Origin of the sequence: Neobacillus cucumis (assembly GCF_016908975.1) — a bacterium.
GTDB classification, from domain to species: Bacteria; Bacillota; Bacilli; order Bacillales; family Cytobacillaceae; genus Neobacillus; species Neobacillus cucumis.
The window spans coordinates 38688-59583 of record NZ_JAFBEX010000012.1 but is presented as its reverse complement, the minus strand read 5'-3'; the positions used below and the strand labels follow the sequence as shown (position 1 = coordinate 59583).

General features: G+C 40.7%; 19 protein-coding genes. 18 read left to right on the top strand and 1 reads right to left on the bottom strand.

Features of this window, described 5'->3' with window-relative positions:
* The first annotated feature begins 152 nt into the window (after positions 1-152).
* The 13 genes from JOC76_RS16880 to pyrE all read left to right on the top strand — a co-directional run bounded on the left by JOC76_RS16880 (position 153) and on the right by pyrE (position 13792).
* Positions 153-452 carry a hypothetical protein gene (locus JOC76_RS16880; RefSeq protein WP_205179374.1) on the top strand — a complete coding sequence of 100 codons (300 nt, stop codon included), beginning with the start codon at positions 153-155 and terminating at the stop codon, positions 450-452.
* 99 nt (positions 453-551) lie between these two features.
* Positions 552-1043: a signal peptidase II gene (lspA, locus tag JOC76_RS16875; RefSeq protein WP_205179372.1), complete on the top strand. Its 492-nt coding sequence runs from the start codon at positions 552-554 to the stop codon at positions 1041-1043.
* Positions 1015-1920, top strand: coding sequence for an RluA family pseudouridine synthase (locus JOC76_RS16870; RefSeq protein ID WP_205179370.1), 906 nt, complete (start codon positions 1015-1017; stop codon positions 1918-1920). Before lspA ends, JOC76_RS16870 begins: the two co-directional genes overlap by 29 nt.
* 190 nt (positions 1921-2110) lie before the next feature.
* Complete coding sequence (gene pyrR / locus JOC76_RS16865) at positions 2111-2653, top strand: bifunctional pyr operon transcriptional regulator/uracil phosphoribosyltransferase PyrR (protein ID WP_205179368.1); 543 nt, start codon at positions 2111-2113, stop codon at positions 2651-2653.
* A gap of 111 nt (positions 2654-2764) precedes the next feature.
* Positions 2765-4120: a solute carrier family 23 protein gene (locus JOC76_RS16860; protein WP_372441968.1), complete on the top strand. Its 1356-nt coding sequence runs from the start codon at positions 2765-2767 to the stop codon at positions 4118-4120.
* 148 nt (positions 4121-4268) lie between these two features.
* On the top strand, positions 4269-5213 hold the full coding sequence (locus JOC76_RS16855; protein ID WP_205179366.1) for an aspartate carbamoyltransferase catalytic subunit: 945 nt from the start codon (positions 4269-4271) through the stop codon (positions 5211-5213).
* Positions 5173-6459 carry a dihydroorotase gene (gene pyrC, locus JOC76_RS16850; protein ID WP_205179364.1) on the top strand — a complete coding sequence of 429 codons (1287 nt, stop codon included), beginning with the start codon at positions 5173-5175 and terminating at the stop codon, positions 6457-6459. Before JOC76_RS16855 ends, pyrC begins: the two co-directional genes overlap by 41 nt.
* Positions 6456-7547 carry a carbamoyl phosphate synthase small subunit gene (locus JOC76_RS16845; protein ID WP_205179362.1) on the top strand — a complete coding sequence of 364 codons (1092 nt, stop codon included), beginning with the start codon at positions 6456-6458 and terminating at the stop codon, positions 7545-7547. The genes pyrC and JOC76_RS16845 overlap by 4 nt, the downstream gene beginning before the upstream one ends.
* A complete protein-coding gene (gene carB / locus JOC76_RS16840) occupies positions 7540-10746 on the top strand; it encodes a carbamoyl-phosphate synthase large subunit (protein ID WP_205179348.1) in 3207 nt (1068 codons plus the stop codon). The genes JOC76_RS16845 and carB overlap by 8 nt, the downstream gene beginning before the upstream one ends.
* The gene (locus JOC76_RS16835) at positions 10743-11516 is read left to right on the top strand and encodes a dihydroorotate dehydrogenase electron transfer subunit (RefSeq protein ID WP_205179346.1); all 774 of its coding nucleotides are present in this window, start codon (positions 10743-10745) and stop codon (positions 11514-11516) included. The genes carB and JOC76_RS16835 overlap by 4 nt, the downstream gene beginning before the upstream one ends.
* Positions 11513-12454 (top strand): dihydroorotate dehydrogenase, encoded by a 942-nt coding sequence (locus JOC76_RS16830; protein ID WP_205179344.1) that lies wholly within the window; start codon positions 11513-11515, stop codon positions 12452-12454. The genes JOC76_RS16835 and JOC76_RS16830 overlap by 4 nt, the downstream gene beginning before the upstream one ends.
* On the top strand, positions 12426-13142 hold the full coding sequence (gene pyrF, locus JOC76_RS16825) for an orotidine-5'-phosphate decarboxylase (protein WP_205179336.1): 717 nt from the start codon (positions 12426-12428) through the stop codon (positions 13140-13142). Before JOC76_RS16830 ends, pyrF begins: the two co-directional genes overlap by 29 nt.
* Complete coding sequence (gene pyrE / locus JOC76_RS16820; protein ID WP_205179334.1) at positions 13139-13792, top strand: orotate phosphoribosyltransferase; 654 nt, start codon at positions 13139-13141, stop codon at positions 13790-13792. Before pyrF ends, pyrE begins: the two co-directional genes overlap by 4 nt.
* A gap of 163 nt (positions 13793-13955) precedes the next feature.
* Here the strand turns inward: pyrE and JOC76_RS16815 are convergent, their stop codons facing one another.
* On the bottom strand, positions 13956-15665 hold the full coding sequence (locus JOC76_RS16815) for an Rqc2 family fibronectin-binding protein (protein WP_205179332.1): 1710 nt from the start codon (positions 15663-15665) through the stop codon (positions 13956-13958).
* 164 nt (positions 15666-15829) lie between these two features.
* Between JOC76_RS16815 and JOC76_RS16810 the strand changes: the two genes are divergently transcribed.
* From JOC76_RS16810 to rpoZ, 5 genes are all read left to right on the top strand, one after another.
* On the top strand, positions 15830-18508 hold the full coding sequence (locus tag JOC76_RS16810) for a calcium-translocating P-type ATPase, SERCA-type (RefSeq protein ID WP_205179330.1): 2679 nt from the start codon (positions 15830-15832) through the stop codon (positions 18506-18508).
* Between the two features lie 101 nt (positions 18509-18609).
* Positions 18610-19485, top strand: coding sequence for a YicC/YloC family endoribonuclease (locus JOC76_RS16805; RefSeq protein ID WP_205179328.1), 876 nt, complete (start codon positions 18610-18612; stop codon positions 19483-19485).
* A 247-nt stretch (positions 19486-19732) separates the two neighbouring features.
* Positions 19733-19996, top strand: a complete 264-nt coding sequence (gene remA / locus JOC76_RS16800) for an extracellular matrix/biofilm regulator RemA (protein ID WP_205179326.1) — start codon at positions 19733-19735, stop codon at positions 19994-19996.
* Between the two features lie 12 nt (positions 19997-20008).
* Positions 20009-20623, top strand: coding sequence for a guanylate kinase (gmk, locus tag JOC76_RS16795; RefSeq protein WP_205179324.1), 615 nt, complete (start codon positions 20009-20011; stop codon positions 20621-20623).
* Between the two features lies 1 nt (position 20624).
* Positions 20625-20843, top strand: coding sequence for a DNA-directed RNA polymerase subunit omega (gene rpoZ / locus JOC76_RS16790; protein ID WP_205179323.1), 219 nt, complete (start codon positions 20625-20627; stop codon positions 20841-20843).
* Positions 20844-20896 lie beyond the last annotated feature (53 nt).

Sequence of the window (20896 nt, the reverse complement as noted above, 5' to 3'; positions counted from 1 at the left end):
GTGCTTGTCGCCGAAAGCTAAGCGCCTTACGCTTTTCTTATAAAAATTACCTTTTCCGTCAATAGTTGTTGTCGTTGTCAATTGTTTTTTCGTGTCAAGATTTTAATGTGCGGAGATAATATTACAAATGACAAATAACGGAGGTAACAACTATGAATGCCATGCAGGAAAAGCTGTTTTTAGAACTCCGTCAGACAAAGGAAGAAATTGAAACATCGCTAAAGAATGAAAAAAAGAAGCAAGCCTGGCTCACTTCCATTTTACAGTCAGAACTTGAAGATATTAATGCTGCTATTCAAAAGTTTGAGAAAGGGAAATTTGGTCAATGTGAGATCTCAGGTGAATTTATCCCTGAGGACTTATTGAAAATGATTCCAACTATTCGTTCTATTAAGGATACCGAGGGCTTGGAGTATTATTATAAAAAGCCCCTTTCAACCTCTTTTTTATAATTGTTACATTGTCGTTATGCGATTAAGTATGCTAAAATGCAGAAGAGATTAGATAAGCGAACGCTAGGTCTAGTTAGCTTATGTTGGAGGTTTTTTTGAGTGTTTTATTACTTAATCGCAATCTTTGTAATTTTATTAGACCAATTTACAAAATGGTTAATTGTAAGCAAAATGTATTTTGGGGAAAGTATTACGATCATTGAAAATGTTTTGTATATCACTTCTCACCGCAATCGCGGAGCTGCATGGGGTATCCTCCAAGGTCAAATGTGGCTTTTTTATGTTATTACATTAGTTGTTATTGTAGCCATCATGTATTATTTGCGCAAAGCGGCTAAAGGAAAAATCCTATTAGGAGTTTCCTTAAGTTTAATGCTTGGAGGAGCGATTGGGAATTTTATTGATCGGGTGCTTAGAAAGGAAGTAGTTGACTTTATACATACGTATATTTTTGGCTATAATTTCCCTGTCTTTAATATTGCCGATTCTTCTTTAGTAATCGGAGTTATTTTGTTAATGATTCAAATGCTGCTTGATGAGCGGGGATCAAAGGAGAAATCATATGGAGAAAATGGAACACACCATTCTTGAAGAACAAAAAGGAGACCGAATTGATAAGGTCATCTCAGGGTTAGACGAAGAATGGTCACGAACACAGGTTCAACAATGGATAAAAGACGGAGATGTTTTGGTCAATGGAAAACCTGTTAAAACAAATTATAAATGTAGCTTAAATGATGTCATTGAAATCAATATTCCCGAACCAGAGGAATTAGATGTCATTCCTGAAGAGATGGATTTAGATATCTATTATGAAGATAAAGATGTATTAGTTGTGAATAAACCACGTGGGATGGTTGTACATCCTGCCCCTGGACATTTGACTGGCACCCTTGTGAATGGATTAATGGCACACTGTAAGGATTTATCTGGTATAAATGGTGTGTTAAGACCTGGCATAGTCCATCGGATTGATAAAGATACATCAGGACTATTAATGGTTGCGAAGAACGATATGGCTCATGAAAGCCTTGTGAATCAATTAGTGGAAAAGACGGTTACCCGTAAATATAAAGCAATTGTACATGGAATCATCCCACATGATTTTGGTACAATCGACGCTCCGCTTGCTAGGGACACGAAGGATAGGCAAAGTATGGCAGTGGTGGATAACGGCAAACATGCTGTTACACACTTTCATGTGTTGGAGCGTTTTAAAGACTTCACTTTTGTGGAGTGTCAGTTAGAAACAGGTAGAACCCACCAAATTCGTGTTCACATGAAATATATTGGCTATCCACTAGCTGGTGATCCGAAGTATGGTCCGAGAAAAACACTAGATATTAATGGGCAAGCCTTGCATGCGGGCATTCTAGGATTTACCCATCCAAGAACAAAGGAATATTTAGAGTTTGAAGCGCCATTACCGGAGGATTTTCAATATCTTCTTGAACAACTTCGTAAATAATGATTGACGATTGCCCACGTATGGGGTAATATGAGTATAGTTTAATAAGCCCTTTAATTCGGTCCCGTGAGGCTGAGAAGGAAACGGATAAGTTATTGGCATACATTGCCTATAGCTGACATTTACGTACCTACCTCTCGCCTAAGCCGGTGAGAGGTTTTTTATTTTAATATAATAAAGAAGGTGTAAAATGAACCCAAAAGCTCTGGTCCTTGATGAACAAGCCATTAGTCGGGCACTTACAAGGATTGCTCACCAAATTATTGAAAAGAATAAAGGTATTGAGGAATGTGTGCTTGTTGGTATTCGAACAAGGGGTATCTATTTGGCGAAACGCCTTGCCTCAAGAATTGAAGAAATCGAAGGAAATCCTATCTCGGTTGGTGAAATCGACATTACTCTTTATCGGGATGATTTGACTAAAAAAACGGAAAACCTAGAACCACTTGTTAAAGGTTCGGATATACCCGTTGATATTAATGAAAAGAAAGTAATTTTAATTGATGATGTACTATACACAGGAAGAACAGTCAGAGCTGGACTTGATGCGCTGATGGATGTAGGTCGACCTGCTCAAATTCAGCTCGCAGTCCTGGTAGATAGAGGTCACCGGGAGCTTCCAGTAAGAGCAGATTATGTAGGTAAAAATGTACCAACATCCAGTGATGAAAAAATTGTTGTTCAACTTGCGGAAATAGATAAGATAGACCAAGTAAGCATTTTTGACAAATAAATACCGCCCTTTTAAAAGGCAGTCCTGTGAGGCTGACAAAGGGGGAAGCCAATATTTCTTTGGTCTTTCTATACCCTCTTTGTATCTACAGGACACAATGAGGGTTTTTTTATGGATAAAAAGAAAACAATAAAAAGAGAAACTAATCAATTAGGAGTAAACAACATGAATAACAAACCAATCTTAGATGTTACAGATGTCCCAAAATCATCGCAATGGCTTACGTTAAGCCTGCAACATCTATTCTCAATGTTTGGATCAACTATCCTCGTGCCATATCTTGTAGGTTTAAGTCCAGCTCTTGCCTTAATCTCAAGCGGACTTGGAACACTTGCATTTATCTTAATAACAAAAGGAAAAGTACCTGCGTACTTAGGTTCATCATTTGCCTACATTATCCCGATAAAATTATTAAATGAAACAGGCGGTCCAGGTGCTGCAATGATTGGGACATTTATAGCGGGACTTGTATATGGAATTGTTGCACTAGTAATCAGTAAGTCTGGACATCGTTGGGTTATGAATATACTTCCACCGATTGTTGTAGGACCCGTCATCATTGTTATTGGTTTAGCATTATCATCAACAGCAGTCGGAATGGCGATGAATAATCCAGCTGGGAAATACAGCATGCTTCACTTCTCTGTAGGTCTTGTAACGTTGGCAGCGACGATTATTTTCTCGATTTACGCAAAAAAAATGTTAAGTATTATTCCAATCTTAGCAGGAATCATAATTGGATATATCTATGCATTAATCGTTGGGGTTGTGGATTTCACCCCGGTTTTAAAAGCACATTGGTTTGAAATGCCAGCGTTTGTCTTCCCTTTTGTAAGCTATAAGGTAAAAATTACATGGGATATTATTGCACTAATCGTTCCAGTCGCGATTGTTACATTGTCAGAGCATATTGGTCACCAACTAGTTCTAAGTAAAGTAGTCGGACGTGACTATATTAGAGATCCAGGTTTGCATCGTTCAATTTTAGGTGATGGAACAGCAACATTAATTTCGAGCTTAATTGGCGGTCCTCCAAAAACAACTTATGGTGAAAACATTGGAGTTCTTGCGATTACGCGAGTATACAGTGTCTATGTCATTGCAGGTGCTGCAGTTTTCGCGATTATCTTTGGATTTATTGGCAAGATAACTGCCTTAATCCAAACGATTCCTACACCAGTTATGGGTGGTGTATCGATTCTTCTCTTCGGGATTATCGCTTCATCGGGCTTAAGAATGTTAGTGGATAGTAAAGTGGACTTCGGAGATAAACGAAATCTAGTCGTTTCATCCGTGATTTTAGTAATTGGGATCGGGGGAGCAGTTGTAAAGCTTCCTTATAATATCCAAATTCAGGGGATGGCGTTAGCAGCTATAATCGGAGTATTGTTAAACTTAATCCTGCCTGGAAGACAAGCGGCAGATGAAAATATGTTCGAAGAAGAGACAAATAAGAAACCTGCATAAAGACAAGGTAACCTTTTAAAAGAAGTCCAGTGAGGCTTATAAGGGTGTGAGGCTAATACAAGGTGGTTGTTCTACCTTGTTAAAGTATAGTCTGTTTACACCCTGATGATCAGGGTGTTTTTTATAATCATGAAAGGCGGGAAAATGGATGTTACAACATTTACTAACCACAAATGAATTAAAGGTGGATGAGATTTATCAGATTTTAAATGATGCTCATAACTTTAAAAAAGGAATGGAGTGGCATCCAAAAGGAAAAATATTTGCTGCCAACCTCTTTTTTGAACCTAGTACAAGAACGAAAAGCAGCTTTGAAGTAGCTCAAAAAAGATTAGGTCTAGACGTGATTCATTTTGAAGTGCTGACATCAAGTGTTCAAAAAGGGGAAACACTATATGATACCGTAAAAACTTTAGAATCAATTGGTGTCAAAACAGTTGTCATTCGTCATGATCAGGACCGCTACTTTGATGAATTAGTCGGAAAAGTGAATATCCCGATTATTAATGGAGGAGACGGATGTGGTCATCATCCAACACAGTCACTTCTTGATTTAATGACGATTCATCAAGAGTTTGGCCAATTTGCCGGGTTGAAAATAGCGATAATCGGAGATATTCGTCATAGCCGGGTGGCACGTTCAAATGCCGATGTATTAACAAGGCTTGGAGCTGAAGTAGTGTTCTCAGGTCCGATAGAATGGTTTGATTCCCGAAGTTCAGATATGTCCAAGTACAGACCGATTGATGAAGCGATTCAAGAATCCGATGTAGTAATGCTGCTGCGGGTTCAACATGAACGGCATCAAGAAAAAAGCAGCTTCACGGCAAATGAGTATCACACACAATATGGGTTAACCATTGAAAGAGAAAAAATGATGAAGCAGGGCAGCATTATCATGCATCCCGCACCAGTAAATAGAAATGTGGAAATTGCTGATAGTCTTGTAGAGTGCAAGAGATCGAGAATATTTAAACAAATGGAAAATGGTGTATACGTCAGAATGGCGGCAATCAAGCGATCAATCGAAAGTCTTGAAGGAGGAAACCAAAATGAAACTACTTATTCAGAACGCATGCTACATAGCATCTAACGGAGAAACAAAACAAGCAGATTTATTAATAGAAAATGGGGTTATCACCAAAATAGGTAAAAAGATTGAAGCTGTTGTAAATCGTACAGTAGATGCATCAGGGAAATTAGTTTCACCAGGATTTATCGACCTGCATGTGCATCTGCGTGAACCAGGCGGCGAAAAAAAGGAAACCATCGCAACCGGAACAGCAGCCGCAGCGAGAGGCGGATTTACCACTATTGCCAATATGCCAAACACAAGACCGGTGCCTGACACCATAAGTAACATGGAGGACTTGCAAAAGCGGATCAAGGATACAGCGAAGGTTAGGGTGCTTCCGTATGCTTCAATTACGATTCGTCAATTAGGGCAGGAGTTAACGGATTTTGAGGGGCTAAAAGCAAATGGAGCCTTTGCCTTTACGGATGATGGGGTTGGCGTACAATCCGCAGCGATGATGCTTGATGCGATGAAAAAAGCGGCTGCACTTAACATGGCGATTGTCGCTCACTGTGAAGAAAACACTTTAATCAACAAGGGGTCTGTTCATGATGGCTCATTTGCGAAGAAACATGGATTGAATGGAATTCCATCTGTCTGTGAATCGGTACAAATTGCGAGAGATGTTCTGTTAGCGGAAGCTGCAGATTGTCACTATCATGTCTGTCACATCAGCACAAAAGGATCCGTACGGGTTGTTAGGGATGCGAAAAGAGCAGGAATTAAGGTAACTGCAGAGGTTACACCGCACCACTTATTATTATCCCAAGATGATATTCCAGGGCTTGATTCAAACTTTAAAATGAATCCGCCGCTTCGTGATGCAGAAGACCGCGCGGCTTTAATCGAAGGACTATTAGATGGGACGATTGATTTCATTGCAACCGATCACGCACCACATACGGCAGAAGAAAAAGCAGAGGGAATGACGCTAGCACCGTTCGGGATTGTCGGTTTAGAAACAGCCTTCCCGCTTCTATATACACACTTTGTCTTAAAGAATATTATCACGCTCGAACAGTTAATCGAGTATTTAACCGTCAAACCAGCTGAAGCTTTCGGCCTTCCATATGGGAAAATTGAGGTCGGTGCACCAGCAGATTTAGTGCTATTGAACCTAGAAGAAGAACATGAGATAAAAACAGAAGAATTCTTATCAAAAGGAAAAAATACACCATTCAGCGGTTGGAAATGTAAGGGATGGCCTGAGATGACGATCGCTGGAGGAGAAATTGCATGGGAAAAGGGATGTGTATTGGTATGAAAAAACAGCTAATTTTAGAGGATGGAACCATTTTTATCGGTAAAGGCTTTGGCAGTGATACAGAAACAATTGGTGAAGTCGTTTTTAATACAGGGATGACCGGTTATCAAGAAATCATCTCCGACCCATCTTACTGCGGACAAATTGTAACATTAACCTACCCGCTTATTGGAAATTATGGGATTAACCGTGATGATTTTGAATCCATTAATCCTGCGATAAAGGGTTTAATCGTTAAGGAAGCAGCAGACTTCCCGTCCAATTGGAGAAACGAGTACACGCTAGACGAGTACTTTGACATGAAAAAAATCCCTGGAATTGCTGGAATTGATACACGAAAATTAACAAGAATTATCCGTCAATATGGAACTCTAAAAGGAGCAATTTGCAGCATTGAAAAAGATCCGAACGAGGTCTTGAATCAATTAAAAAAAGCGCCGCTTCCAACCAATCAAGTTAAACAAGTTTCCACAAAAAATCCTTACCCAAGCCCAGGACGCGGCAAAAGGGTAGTTCTTGTTGATTTTGGAATGAAGCACGGAATCTTACGTGAACTCAATCAGCGTGATTGCGATGTTGTTGTCGTACCATACCATACAACAGCAGAAGAAATCCTCCAATTACGACCGGACGGAATTATGCTTTCAAATGGACCTGGGGATCCAAAGGATGTTCCGGAAGCAATTGATATGTTAAAAGGAGTTTTAGGCAGAGTTCCACTGTTTGGAATTTGCTTAGGCCATCAGTTATTTGCCCTAGCATGCGGAGCGAATACAGAGAAAATGAAATTCGGACATCGCGGTTCGAATCATCCCGTCAAAGACCTGACAACAGGAAAGGTTGCGATTACCTCACAAAACCACGGTTATACAGTTGAGGCAGAATCGATTAAAAATACAAGATTAGATATTACCCATATTGCAGTAAACGATGGAACAGTCGAAGGACTTAAGCATCTAGATTATCCAGCTTTTACGGTTCAATACCATCCAGAAGCGTCGCCAGGACCGGAAGATGCAAACGGCCTATTTAATCAATTTATGGACTTGATGGAAAAGAACAAACAGGAGGTTGCAGCAAATGCCTAAACGCACAGATATAAAATCCATTTTAGTAATCGGTTCAGGACCAATTGTCATCGGGCAGGCAGCAGAATTTGACTATGCTGGTGCCCAAGCATGTATCGCTTTGAAAGAAGAAGGCTATCGAGTCATTCTAGTTAACTCCAATCCGGCCACGATCATGACGGATACAGAGATGGCGGATGCGGTTTATATCGAGCCATTAACGGTAGAATTTGTTAGCCGAATCATTCGCAAAGAGCGCCCAGATGCGCTTCTTGCGACTCTTGGCGGACAAACAGGTCTTAACCTGGCGGTCGAACTTACAAAATCAGGCGTCTTAGCTGAATGCGAAGTAGAAATTCTTGGTACGAAACTTTCAGCGATTAACCAAGCAGAGGATCGCGACCTTTTCCGTACCCTTATGAATGATCTTAATGAACCAGTGCCTGACAGTGAAATTATCCATGAATTAGCTGAAGCGAAAGCATTTGTTGAAAAAATCGGTTACCCTGTGATTGTTCGCCCTGCATTTACCTTAGGAGGAACGGGCGGCGGAATCTGCCATAACGATGCGGAACTTGAGGAAATTGTTACAAGTGGACTAAAGCACAGCCCAGTGACGCAATGTTTGTTAGAAAAAAGTATCGCAGGTTTCAAGGAAATTGAATATGAAGTAATGCGTGATGGAAATGACAATGCCATTGTTGTATGTAATATGGAAAACATTGACCCAGTCGGCGTACATACTGGGGACTCGATTGTAGTAGCACCTAGTCAAACATTAAGCGACCGCGAATACCAGCTGCTTCGCAATGTTTCCTTAAAAATTATTCGTGCTCTAGGGATTGAAGGGGGCTGTAATGTTCAGCTTGCATTAGATCCATACAGCTACAATTACTATATCATTGAGGTAAATCCACGTGTTAGCCGTTCTTCGGCTTTAGCATCAAAAGCAACAGGCTATCCGATTGCGAAGCTTGCAGCTAAAATTGCTGTCGGTTTAACACTTGATGAAATGATCAACCCTGTTACTGGAAAAACCTATGCAAGTTTTGAACCTGCATTAGATTATATCGTTACTAAAATCCCTAGATGGCCGTTTGACAAGTTTGAATCGGGTAACCGTTCACTCGGAACACAAATGAAAGCTACAGGAGAGATCATGGCGATTGGACGTACTTTTGAGGAATCCTTATTAAAAGCAATCCGATCCCTTGAAGCGGGCGTCTATCATTTTGAATTAAATGATGCAGCTCAAATCGATGATGAATTACTTGAGAAACGAATTCGCAAAGCAGGCGACGAAAGGCTCTTTTACATTGCAGAAGGATTAAAACGTGGATTAACCATTGAAACCATCCACGAATGGAGTAAAATCGACTTATTTTTCTTGAAGAAGATGGAAGGTATTATCAAACTAGAGGCTGTCATTGCAGCCAATCCTTTTGATACGGAAATCTTAATGGAAGCAAAACAAAAAGGCTTTACTGATAAAAGATTAGGTCAGCTCTGGAATGTATCGGAAAAAGAAATTAATAAGATTAGAAAGAATCACGGAATTGTTCCAGTCTATAAAATGGTTGATACTTGTGCTGCAGAATTTGAATCGGCAACACCATACTATTACGGCACATATGAAGAGGAAAACGAATCAATTGTAACAGAGAAAAACAGCGTCGTTGTTCTTGGATCTGGACCAATTCGAATCGGTCAGGGGATCGAGTTTGATTATGCGACTGTTCACTCTGTAAAGGCGATTAAAGAAGCGGGCTATGAAGCCATTATCATTAATAACAATCCAGAAACAGTTTCAACGGATTTCAGTATTTCTGACAAATTATACTTCGAGCCACTTACGATTGAAGATGTGATGAGTATTATTGATTTAGAGAAACCTGTTGGAGTTGTCGTTCAATTTGGCGGACAAACCGCAATCAACTTGGCAGCAAAACTTGAGGAAAACGGTGTAAAAATCCTAGGAACAAGCTTAGAAGACTTAGACCGTGCAGAAAACCGTGATAAATTTGAACAGGCACTAGGGCAGTTAAACATCCCGCAGCCACTTGGAAAAACAGCTATGTCGGTCGATGAAGCACTCGTAATCGCCCGCGAAATCGGTTATCCGGTCCTTGTCCGCCCTTCATATGTACTAGGAGGAAGGGCAATGGAGATTGTCTACCAAGAAGCGGAATTGCTTCACTATATGAAAAATGCGGTAAAAGTGAACCCAGAACATCCAGTCCTAATTGACCGTTATTTAACAGGAAAAGAAATTGAAGTTGATGCGATTTGTGATGGGACTAACGTCCTTATCCCAGGCATCATGGAACATATCGAACGAGCTGGCGTCCACTCAGGTGACTCCATAGCTGTTTACCCGCCGCAGACTCTAAGTGAAAAAGTAAAACAAACACTTGTGGAGTATACAGAAAAAATGGCGAAGGGCTTAAATATTATCGGATTACTTAACATCCAATATGTGCTTGCAGGTGATCAAGTATATGTACTTGAAGTCAACCCAAGATCGAGCCGGACTGTTCCATTCTTAAGTAAAATAACGAATATCCCTATGGCAAAAATCGCAACAAAAGCAATTCTAGGTGTCTCAATTATCGACCAAGGATACATCCCAGGCCTTGTTACAGAAAAAGAAGGGGTATACGTTAAAGTGCCGGTATTCTCCTTTGCTAAACTTAAGAGTGTTGATATCACACTCGGACCTGAAATGAAGTCGACTGGTGAAGTAATGGGTAAAGATGTTACGCTTGAAAAAGCTCTATACAAAGGTTTAGTTGCTTCAGGCATGAAAATCCAACCGTTCGGTACAGTATTGTTTACCGTAGCTGATAAGGATAAACAGGAAGCCTTAAAACTTGCGAAGCGTTTCTCTGCAAATGGGTATCGTTTAATGGCAACAAGCGGAACGGCAGCTGTTTTAGAAGAAGCAGGTCTAAGAGTGAAGGTTGTTGATAAGATTGGTTCAGAAGGTAAAACACTGTTAGATGTCATCCATAATGGAGAAGCACATTTCATTATTAATACACTGACAAAAGGGAAACAGCCTGAACGTGACGGGTTTAGAATTCGCCGTGAAGCTGTTGAAAATGGAGTTCCATGCTTAACTTCACTTGACACAGCCGATGCAATTCTTAAAGTAATTGAATCCATGAACTTTTCAGCAGAACCAATGGCAGCGATGAAAAAGGAGGCCGTATTTGCATGATCCAAAAAGAGTTATGCAAAGTCCTCAGTCAAAAAGAAATAGCTTCTGATATCTTTGAACTCACCGTTAAGGGAGAGTTAGTTAAGCAAATAAGTGAACCAGGTCAGTTTGTGCATATTAAAGTTGCAAACGGCTTGGATCCACTGTTACGCAGACCAATTAGTATTTCATCATACGACCTAGAACAAGAAAGACTAACGATGATTTACCGAAGCGAAGGAAAAGGTACCACCATGCTTTCAGAAGCACAACCAGGGATGTACATCGACATCCTTGGTCCGCTTGGTAATGGATTTCCTATCGATGAGGTGCTAGCAGGGGAAACAGCTTTACTTGTAGGGGGCGGCATTGGCGTGCCCCCGCTTTATGAGCTGTCTAATCAGCTCGTTCAAAAAGGTGTTAAAGTCATCCATGTCCTTGGCTTCCAAACGGCATCTGCAGTGTTCTATGAAGAAGAATTTTCGAAAAATGGGGAAACCTACGTAACAACTGTGGATGGTACGTATGGAAAAAAAGGATTCGTTACTGATGTAATGAAAGAATTGCAGTTTGATTGCATTTATACATGTGGACCAACACCAATGTTACGGGCAATCGAACAAAATTATGCTGATAAAAAGTTGTTCTTATCGTTAGAAGAACGGATGGGCTGCGGCATTGGTGCTTGCTTTGCCTGTGTATGTAAAAAGAAAGAAGATCCAACAGGGGCTTCTTATAAAAAGGTCTGCAGTGATGGCCCAGTATTTCGCGCCGGGGAGGTAGTTATATGAATCGCTTAAACATCGAGTTACCGGGCTTAAAACTCAAAAACCCGATTATGCCTGCATCTGGCTGCTTTGGTTTTGGCCGTGAGTACAGTCAGTTTTATGATTTGAGTGTCCTTGGGGCAATCATGATTAAAGCGACAACTGTGGAACCTAGATTCGGCAATCCAACACCACGCGTAGCGGAAACCTCTGCGGGGATGCTAAATGCCATTGGCCTTCAAAATCCGGGACTTGAGAAAGTCATAGGCGAAGAACTGCCGTTTTTGTCTCAATATGATGTGCCAATCATTGCAAATGTGGCTGGGTCTCTTGAAGAAGACTATATAGAAGTGGCTCGTCAAATTTCTAAAGCCCCAAATGTACATGCTCTAGAATTAAATATTTCATGTCCTAACGTTAAGACTGGCGGAATTGCTTTTGGCACCATTCCTGAAACAGCTAAGCAATTAACCCGGAAAGTAAAAGAGGTATCAGAAGTACCTGTATATGTGAAATTGTCTCCAAATGTCACGAACATTGTGGAAATGGCAAAGGCAGTTGAAGCAGGTGGTGCGGACGGTTTGACCATGATCAACACCCTGGTTGGAATGAGATTGGATTTAAAAACAGGTCAACCGATTTTGGCCAATCGAACAGGCGGATTGTCAGGACCAGCGATAAAGCCTGTCGCAATTCGGATGATTTACGAAGTAAGCCAGGCTGTTGAGATTCCGATTATCGGAATGGGCGGCATTGAGACCGCTGCAGACGTAATCGAGTATTTTTATGCGGGGGCAAGTGCAGTTGCTGTCGGTACGGCTAATTTTGTAGACCCATTTGTATGTCCAACGATAATTGAGGAATTACCGGAACTGCTTGATCAATTAGGCGTTGAACACATCAGTGAATGTACAGGAAGGAGCTGGAAAAAGAATGAACAACTCGCTTATCATCGCGCTTGATTTTGCTGGCATTAATGAAGTCAATCAATTTTTAACACCTTTTGCCGGCAAGGAGCTTTTTGTAAAAGTGGGAATGGAGTTGTTCTATCAGGAAGGTCCTGCGATCATTCATCAATTAAAAGAGCAAGGCCATCAAATTTTTCTAGACTTAAAGCTTCATGATATTCCGAACACAGTAAAAAGTGCAATGAAGGGGCTCGCCCGATTAGAATGTGATTTAGTTAATGTTCATGCTGCTGGCGGAAAAGAAATGATGGAGGCAGCGCTTGAAGGGTTAGAGTCAGGGACTGCGGCTGGACGAAAACGACCGAACTGCATCGCTGTAACACAGTTAACGAGTACATCAGAGGAACAAATGCAAAAAGAACAACTTATTCCGGTTTCCTTAAAGGAATCGGTGCTTCATTATGCCTCCTTAACAAAACAAGCTGGCCTTGATGGAGTAGTTTGCTCTGCATGGGAAGCAGGATTGATTAAGGAAAAAGTGGGACAATCTTTTTTGACTGTATGCCCAGGAATTAGGATGGCGAGTGATCAAGTTGGGGACCAAAAACGAGTTACAACCCCCGAAGCAGCCCGGACAATGGGAGTCAGTTCGATTGTAGTCGGCCGCTCAATTACTCGTTCACAAGACCCGTTAAAAAGTTATGAACAATGGATGGAAGCATGGAAGGGAGTAAAACAATGAAACACTTAATTGCAGAAAAGTTACTAGAAATCAATGCGGTTGCTTTAAAGCCCGAGGAGCCGTTTACATGGACATCAGGACTTCGTTCTCCTATCTATTGTGATAATCGATTAACACTTTCGTACCCAGAGGTAAGGAAAGCCATTGCTACTGGACTAAAGCAGTTGATTCAAGACCATTTTCCAGGAACAGAAGTGGTTGCTGGTACCGCTACGGCTGGTATCCCACATGCTGCTTGGGTGAGCGACCTTATGGATCTGCCAATGTGCTATGTTCGTTCAAAAGCAAAGGGTCATGGCAAAGGTAATCAAATTGAAGGAAAAGCAGAGGAAGGTCAAAAGGTAGTAGTAGTTGAAGACTTGATCTCTACTGGAGGCAGTGTGGTCACGGCAGTAAATGCGTTAAAAGAAGCAGGCTGTGAAGTCCTAGGTGTTGTATCGATCTTTACATACGGCCTTGAAAAAGGAAAACAAGTATTTGAAGAAGAAAAGATTACCAGTTTTTCATTGACGGATTTTTCAACCTTAATTGAAGTAGCGATTGATAAGGGGTATGTAAGTGCGGAAAACCAAGAAAGCCTACTTGAGTGGAGCAAAGATACAGCTGCCTGGAGTCAAAAATTCGAAGCAGCAGAATCACTGTTAAAATAAAAATTATCGGTGCTAAAACAGGAAGATGTTAAAAGTGCTGATAAAGCAGATAAAAGTGCCGTTAAATGATTGAAAAGTGCTGATAAATAATCAATAAGTACTGATAAACGATTGAAAAGCGCTGATAAATTAAAAAAGGGAGCTAAGAGCTCCCTTTTTTGCATCATTTTTTCAATTTTAGAACCATTTCCTCATCCGGCGTCACATAAATCGTTTGTTGATTATCATAAATAACAAATCCAGGCTTTGCGCCATTAGGTTTCTTTACATGACGGACTTTTGTATAATCGACAGGGACCGATCCTGAATTACGTGCCTTACTATAGTAGGCAGCTAAATTTGCCGCTTCTAGGATCGTCTTATCAGAAGGTTCCTTACTGCGAATTACCACATGTGACCCAGGAATATCCTTTGTATGAAGCCAGATTTCATCGCGTGCTGCCAGCTTGTTGGTTAAATAATCATTTTGCTTATTGTTCTTACCGACAATTATTTCTGTCCCATCAGAAGCCATAAATTGATCCAAAACAGGTTTAGCGTTCTGAAGTTTTTTCCCATTACGCTTTTGCCGTTCGCGGATATAGCCGCCCTCCACAAGTTCCTCGCGGATTTCTTGCAAATCCTTAGGTGAAGCTGACTCTACCTGCTGAAGCAAATTATCAAAGTACGCCACTTCTTCACGTGCCTTGTCGATTTGTTCCACCACAATCGAAATAGCGTTCTTTGCCTTTTGATATTTGGAAAAATACTTCTGTGCATTGTCGGAAGGTGACTTTCTCTGATCCAGCTGAATGACAATCATGGCCCCGTTCTCATCATAATAATTAAGAACCTCGATTTCCTTCATTCCTTTTTTGACAGCAAATAAATTAGCGGTTAACAACTCTCCATATAGTTGAAACTTTTCTGCCTTTTCAGCCTCTTCAAGTGTCCGCTCAAGCTTGTCTATTTTCTTTTCATTTTTTTCCTTTTCATTGCTTATAAATCTCTCAATATCATTCCCTTGCTGCTTCACCCGGTCTCGTTCGGCTTTGCCAAAATAAAAACGGTCGAGCATTTCACTAAGAGTGGCAAAGGTTTTTATATCTCCCTTGACATGCTCAAGTGGGAATAAATAAAATAATTCTTTCCCATTAGCAGTCATAATTGATGGGGCAATATCACCGGTATTTATTTTGTTTATTAGACGTATAAACGCAGGTGGAACGGTTGTCCGGTTGGCTAACCCACTTTGGAAAATAACTTCTTTTGCAAAGAGCGGTGATATTCCTCCAAAGTGTTCGACTAGCTGTCGATCAAGTTTGCCATTCATAAAATCAATCTTCTTCAACACATCTTCTTCTAAAGCAGTAAATGGATTGAGTTTATGTTGTTCTGGTGGATTGATATAAGGCTGCCCAGGAAGAATGGCTCTATGGCTATTTACAGCGAAGGAAACGTGCTTGATGCTATCAAGTATAAGATTGCGCGTCTTATCGACTAACACAATATTACTGTGCCGTCCCATAATTTCGATAATTAATTGTTTATAACTTATATCTCCAATTTCATTTCTTCCTTTAATCTCAAACACAATCATCCGATCATTGCCTACCTGATACAAATCCTCTAAAATATAGCCTTCAATATGCTTTCTAAGGAGCATACAGAACATTGGGGGCTCACTTGGATTATCATAGGCTTCATTTGTAAATTGGACACGTGCATAACTTGGGTGAGCTGATAATAAAAGTTTTTGATTGATTCCGTTTGCGCGGATTGTTAAAATAACTTCATTTTTATATGGCTGATGAACTTTATTGATCCGTCCGCCCTTGAGGGAACGAACAAGCTCGTCCACCATTGCTTTTGTAAATAAACCATCAAATGACATGGAAAACATCCTTTTCTAGTAACTATGTTTCAATTATATCCTATCTGATGAAAATCTGTCTTAATATTACCTATCAATCACATTTTCATCTAGCATTTTTTTGGACGACCATGAATAAGCTTTCCTTAGAGCAAGTCTATAAAAGGGGGAAGTGAGATGGTCGGATGAAATTCCATGAAATGAAGATCAATCAAGTAGAAAAGGCTCTAGAAACCGACTTTTCTTCTGGATTATCACAGGACGAAGTAAAGAAGAGAGTAAAACAGCACGGACTAAATGAATTAGATGAGGGAGAAAAACAATCGGCGTTGCTTTTATTTTTCAGCCAGTTTAAAGACTTTATGGTGTTAGTGCTGTTGGCTGCCACCTTGATTTCTGGTTTATTGGGTGAATATATTGATGCCATTGCGATTATCGCAATTGTGATAATAAACGGTTTCCTAGGCTTTTACCAGGAAAGGCGAGCAGAAAGATCACTTCAAGCCTTGAAAGAATTATCAGCACCACAGGTTTCCGTGATGCGCGATGGACAATGGATTAAGATTGCATCTAAAGAAATTGTTATCGGGGATATTATAAAGTTTGCCAGTGGTGATCGAATTGGTGCAGATGTTCGGATCATTGAATCAAAAAGCTTAGAGATTGAGGAATCTGCGCTGACTGGGGAATCCGTGCCAGTTGCCAAGCATGTTGACCCGTTAACTAATCCAAATCCCGGTATCGGCGATATGGAAAATATTGCTTTTATGGGGACGATGATTACGAGAGGAAGCGGATTAGGGGTAGTCATTGCGACCGGTATGAAAACAGCGATGGGACAGATTGCTGATTTACTGCAAAATGCTGAGTCTCAGGATACACCACTGCAGCGGCGCTTGGAGCAGCTTGGAAAAATATTAATTATTGTGGCCTTGTTCTTGACAGTCTTAGTGGTAATTGTCGGTGTCCTACAGGGGCATGAATTATATGAAATGTTTTTGGCAGGAGTATCCCTCGCCGTTGCCGCCATTCCTGAAGGTCTCCCGGCAATCGTAACGGTTGCTCTATCATTAGGTGTACAAAAAATGATTAAGAAAAATGCGATTGTCAGGAAACTGCCAGCTGTTGAAACACTTGGCTGTGCCTCGGTTATTTGTTCAGACAAAACAGGAACGATGACCCAAAATAAAATGACCGTTACCCATTTATGGAGTAGTGGAAATACATGGACAGTCGACGGTGTTGGGTACAAGCCGCAAGGGAATTTTTATCGGAATGAGCAGAATGTGCAACCAAGAGATGAAAAGGCATTACAGCAAATGCTCATCTTTGGAATGTTATGTAACCATTCCGAATTGGCCATAAAAGATGATGATTATGTCCTTGATGGAGACCCAACAGAAGGAGCACTGCTTGTTAGTGCGATGAAAGCGGGTTTTGACCGCGCCAAATTATTAGAAGAATTTACGATTGTTAATGAATTTCCGTTTGACTCGACGAGAAAAATGATGAGTATCCATGTGAAGGACAAACAGGGCCGCAACTTCATCGTAACCAAGGGAGCACCCGATGTGGTGTTAGGTATCTGTGAGTCCATTCTGTGGGATGAGAGAACACAATACTTAAGTAAGGAATCGCAAACTAAGGTACAAGATGCCATTAATGGACTTGCCTCACAGGCACTAAGAACGATTGCGATTGCCTTTAAGCCAATTCCTGCCAATACATTAATCTTGAGCGACCATGAAGCAGAAAAAAAATTAACATTTATTGGGGTTCAAGGGATGATCGATCCGCCAAGACCTGAAGTGAAAGCAGCGGTGAAAGAGTGTAAGGAAGCGGGCATTAAAACAGTTATGATTACGGGAGACCATGTCATAACAGCCAAAGCGATTGCATCCCAGCTGGGGATTTTGACGAAAAAAAGCAAGGTGCTTGAGGGAAAAGCACTTGCTGAGATGTCCGTTGAAGAACTAGAAGAAGTGGTGGATGACGTTTCTGTCTTTGCAAGGGTATCCCCTGAACATAAGCTTAAAATTGTTAAAGCTTTGCAAAATAGAGGACACATTGTCGCTATGACAGGCGATGGTGTCAATGATGCCCCTGCGATTAAGGCTGCTGATATCGGTGTTGCGATGGGTATTACAGGTACAGACGTAGCCAAAGAAGCCTCAGCACTAGTTTTGTTGGATGATAATTTTGCAACCATTAAAGTGGCTATTAAAGAAGGAAGAAACATATACGAAAATATTCGAAAATTTGTCCGATACTTACTAGCATCCAATGTCGGTGAGATTTTGGTTATGCTGTTTGCGATGCTTTTAGCCTTGCCGCTGCCTCTCTTACCAATTCAAATCCTTTGGGTAAACTTGGTAACAGATGGTCTGCCGGCGATGGCATTAGGATTAGATAAGCCTGAGGAAAATGTGATGAAACGTGGTCCGCGCAGTCCGAATGAAGGTGTTTTCTCAAGGGGCCTCGGTTGGAAGGTGGTTTCACGCGGTTTCCTAATAGGATTAGTGACGCTTTTAGCGTTTATGATTGTGTATCATAATGATTCAAGACAACTTCCATATGCACAGACGATTGCCTTTGCAACTCTGGTCATGGCTCAGTTAATACATGTATTTGACTGCCGCAGTGAAAGGTCGGTATTATCAAGAAATCCGTTTGGCAATCAGTATCTCGTTTGGGCCGTTATCTCATCATTAGCGCTCATGATTATTGCTATTTACTACCCACCACTACAACCAATTTTTCACACGCTTCCTATAGCGCTAAAAGATTGGCTGCTAATTTTAGGGTTATCGTCAGTACCAACTTTTTTACTAGCAGGATCATTTTTGTTAAGAAAAACAAAATAAAGTATGATATAATCCAAAAGGTGATAGAGTTCGTTCTATTACCTTTTGTTATTGTTATAAAATAAAGAGCCGATCAATAGCTAAGATTGGATGTGTACCTGATGGTTATTAGTATGACAGGCTTCGGCAGAGCAAAGTCAGTATCTGGAACCTTTTCGGTGAACGTAGAAATAAAAACCGTTAATCACCGTTTTTCTGAAATAAATATCCGCATGCCCAGACAGCTTTTAAAAATAGAAGATAAAATGAAAAAGATCTTAAGCCAGCATATTCGCCGCGGCCGTGTAGAAGTGTATGTGAGTGTTGATGGTGAAGCAATGGTTTCTAAAAAGGTCCTTCCTGATTGGAAGCTGATGGAGGAATACGTTCAATTCCTTCTTGAAGCGAAAAGTAAATTTGGAATTGAAGGGATGATCACCCTTCAAGATTTGCTCAATCGAACAGAACTTTTACATATTGAAGAAAGTGAAGAAGGTAATGAAGAAATTGAAAAGTTAGTCCTTTCGGCTGTTGAAGAAGCGGTGATGATGCTTAAACAAATGCGGGTGGCAGAAGGAGAAGAATTAAAAAGGGACTTACAATCGATTACTGCTCAAATCGAAACAAATGTAACCGAGCTTCAGAAATTTGCTCCTATTGCAGTACAAGCTTTTAAGGACCGCTTGACCAAAAGGATTCAAGAGTTTGTCAATGGACAATTGGATGAAACCCGAATTCTAACCGAGGTTGCCGTATTTGCAGATAAAGCTGATATAAATGAAGAAATTACGCGGTTAAGAAGCCACATTCAACAATTTTTGCAAACCTTAGATGAAAGTGAGCCGATTGGCAGGAAATTAGACTTTCTCGTCCAGGAAATGAACCGAGAGACCAATACCATTGGTTCCAAAGCAAATGATTCAAATATTGCTAAAAAAGTGGTTGAGATCAAAAGTTTACTTGAAAAGCTGAAGGAACAGGTTCAGAATATCGAATAGGATTTATTGGGATGGCTTTGTAAGTGTTTTTTATTCTTTGTTGATTGGAGCGGAGGGCGCTCGACTCCTGCGGGAGTACGGGGCAGGGGAGACCCCACAGGCGCATAAGCGCCGAGGAGGCTCCCCTGCACGCCCGCGGAAAGCGAGCGCCTGGAGCGGAAATCAACAGCGAAATTAAACAGAGCCTATTGTTTAGAAACTATTCAACACGGTCAAAATTATATTATTAATGATTGGATGAGTAACCATGTCGATTAAATTAGTCAATATTGGATTTGGTAATATTGTTTCTGCCAATCGCATTATTTCCATTGTCAGCCCTGAATCTGCGCCAATAAAACGAATCATTCAAGATGCCAGGGATCGGGGATCGTTAATTGACGCCACCTATGGAAGACGGACTCGCGCTGTAATTGTGATGGATAGTGACCATGTCATTCTTTCAGCAGTACAGCCGGAGACGGTTGCCAATCGCTTAACCGACCGTGAAGAAATTATAGATGAAGGGTAGGATTACCATAATATGCAGGAAAAAGGATTGCTGATTGTTTTATCTGGACCATCCGGTGTTGGAAAAGGTACCGTTCGGAAAGAGATTTTTTCTCATCATGATACCGATTTTGAATATTCCATTTCCATGACCACTCGCCTTCCACGCGAAGGAGAAGTGGATGGGGTTGATTATTTCTTTAAAACACGAGAGGAATTTGAAGCATTAATCGAACAGGGCAAGTTACTTGAATACGCTGAATTTGTTGGGAATTACTATGGAACCCCTGTTGATTATGTCCGTCAAACCTTAGATTCCGGAAAAGATGTCTTCTTGGAGATTGAAGTAAAGGGTGCGCGTCAAGTGCGAGAAAAGTTTCCCGAGGGATTATTTATTTTCCTCATGCCGCCAAGTTTAACCGAACTTAAAAACAGGATTGTCACAAGGGGAACAGAAACAGAAGACATCATTCAGAATCGAATGTTAAGTGCCCGTGAAGAAATCGAAATGATGGAATTATATGATTATGTGGTAGAAAATGATCAGGTAGAGCTCGCCTGCAAACGAGTTAAAGCGATTGTAATGGCGGAGCATTGCCGCAGAGAAAGAGTCGAACATCGTTATAAAAAACTGTTGGAGGTTGAATAAAATGTTATATCCGTCTATTGACTCATTATTAGAAAAAATTGACTCAAAATATTCACTTGTTTCTGTGGCTGCTAAGCGGGCACGCGTGATGTCTCAAGTAAAAGATGAACGACTTCCTAAGTATGTTTCCTATAAATATGTAGGAAAAGCACTTGAGGAAATTTATAGTGGTGAATTAACTTATCGGATTTCAAAGAAAGCAGAAACTTCTGCTGAATAATATGGCTATCAGGCAAAAATAAAACATGAAAGAAGGTCTGGCAAAAAGGGAAA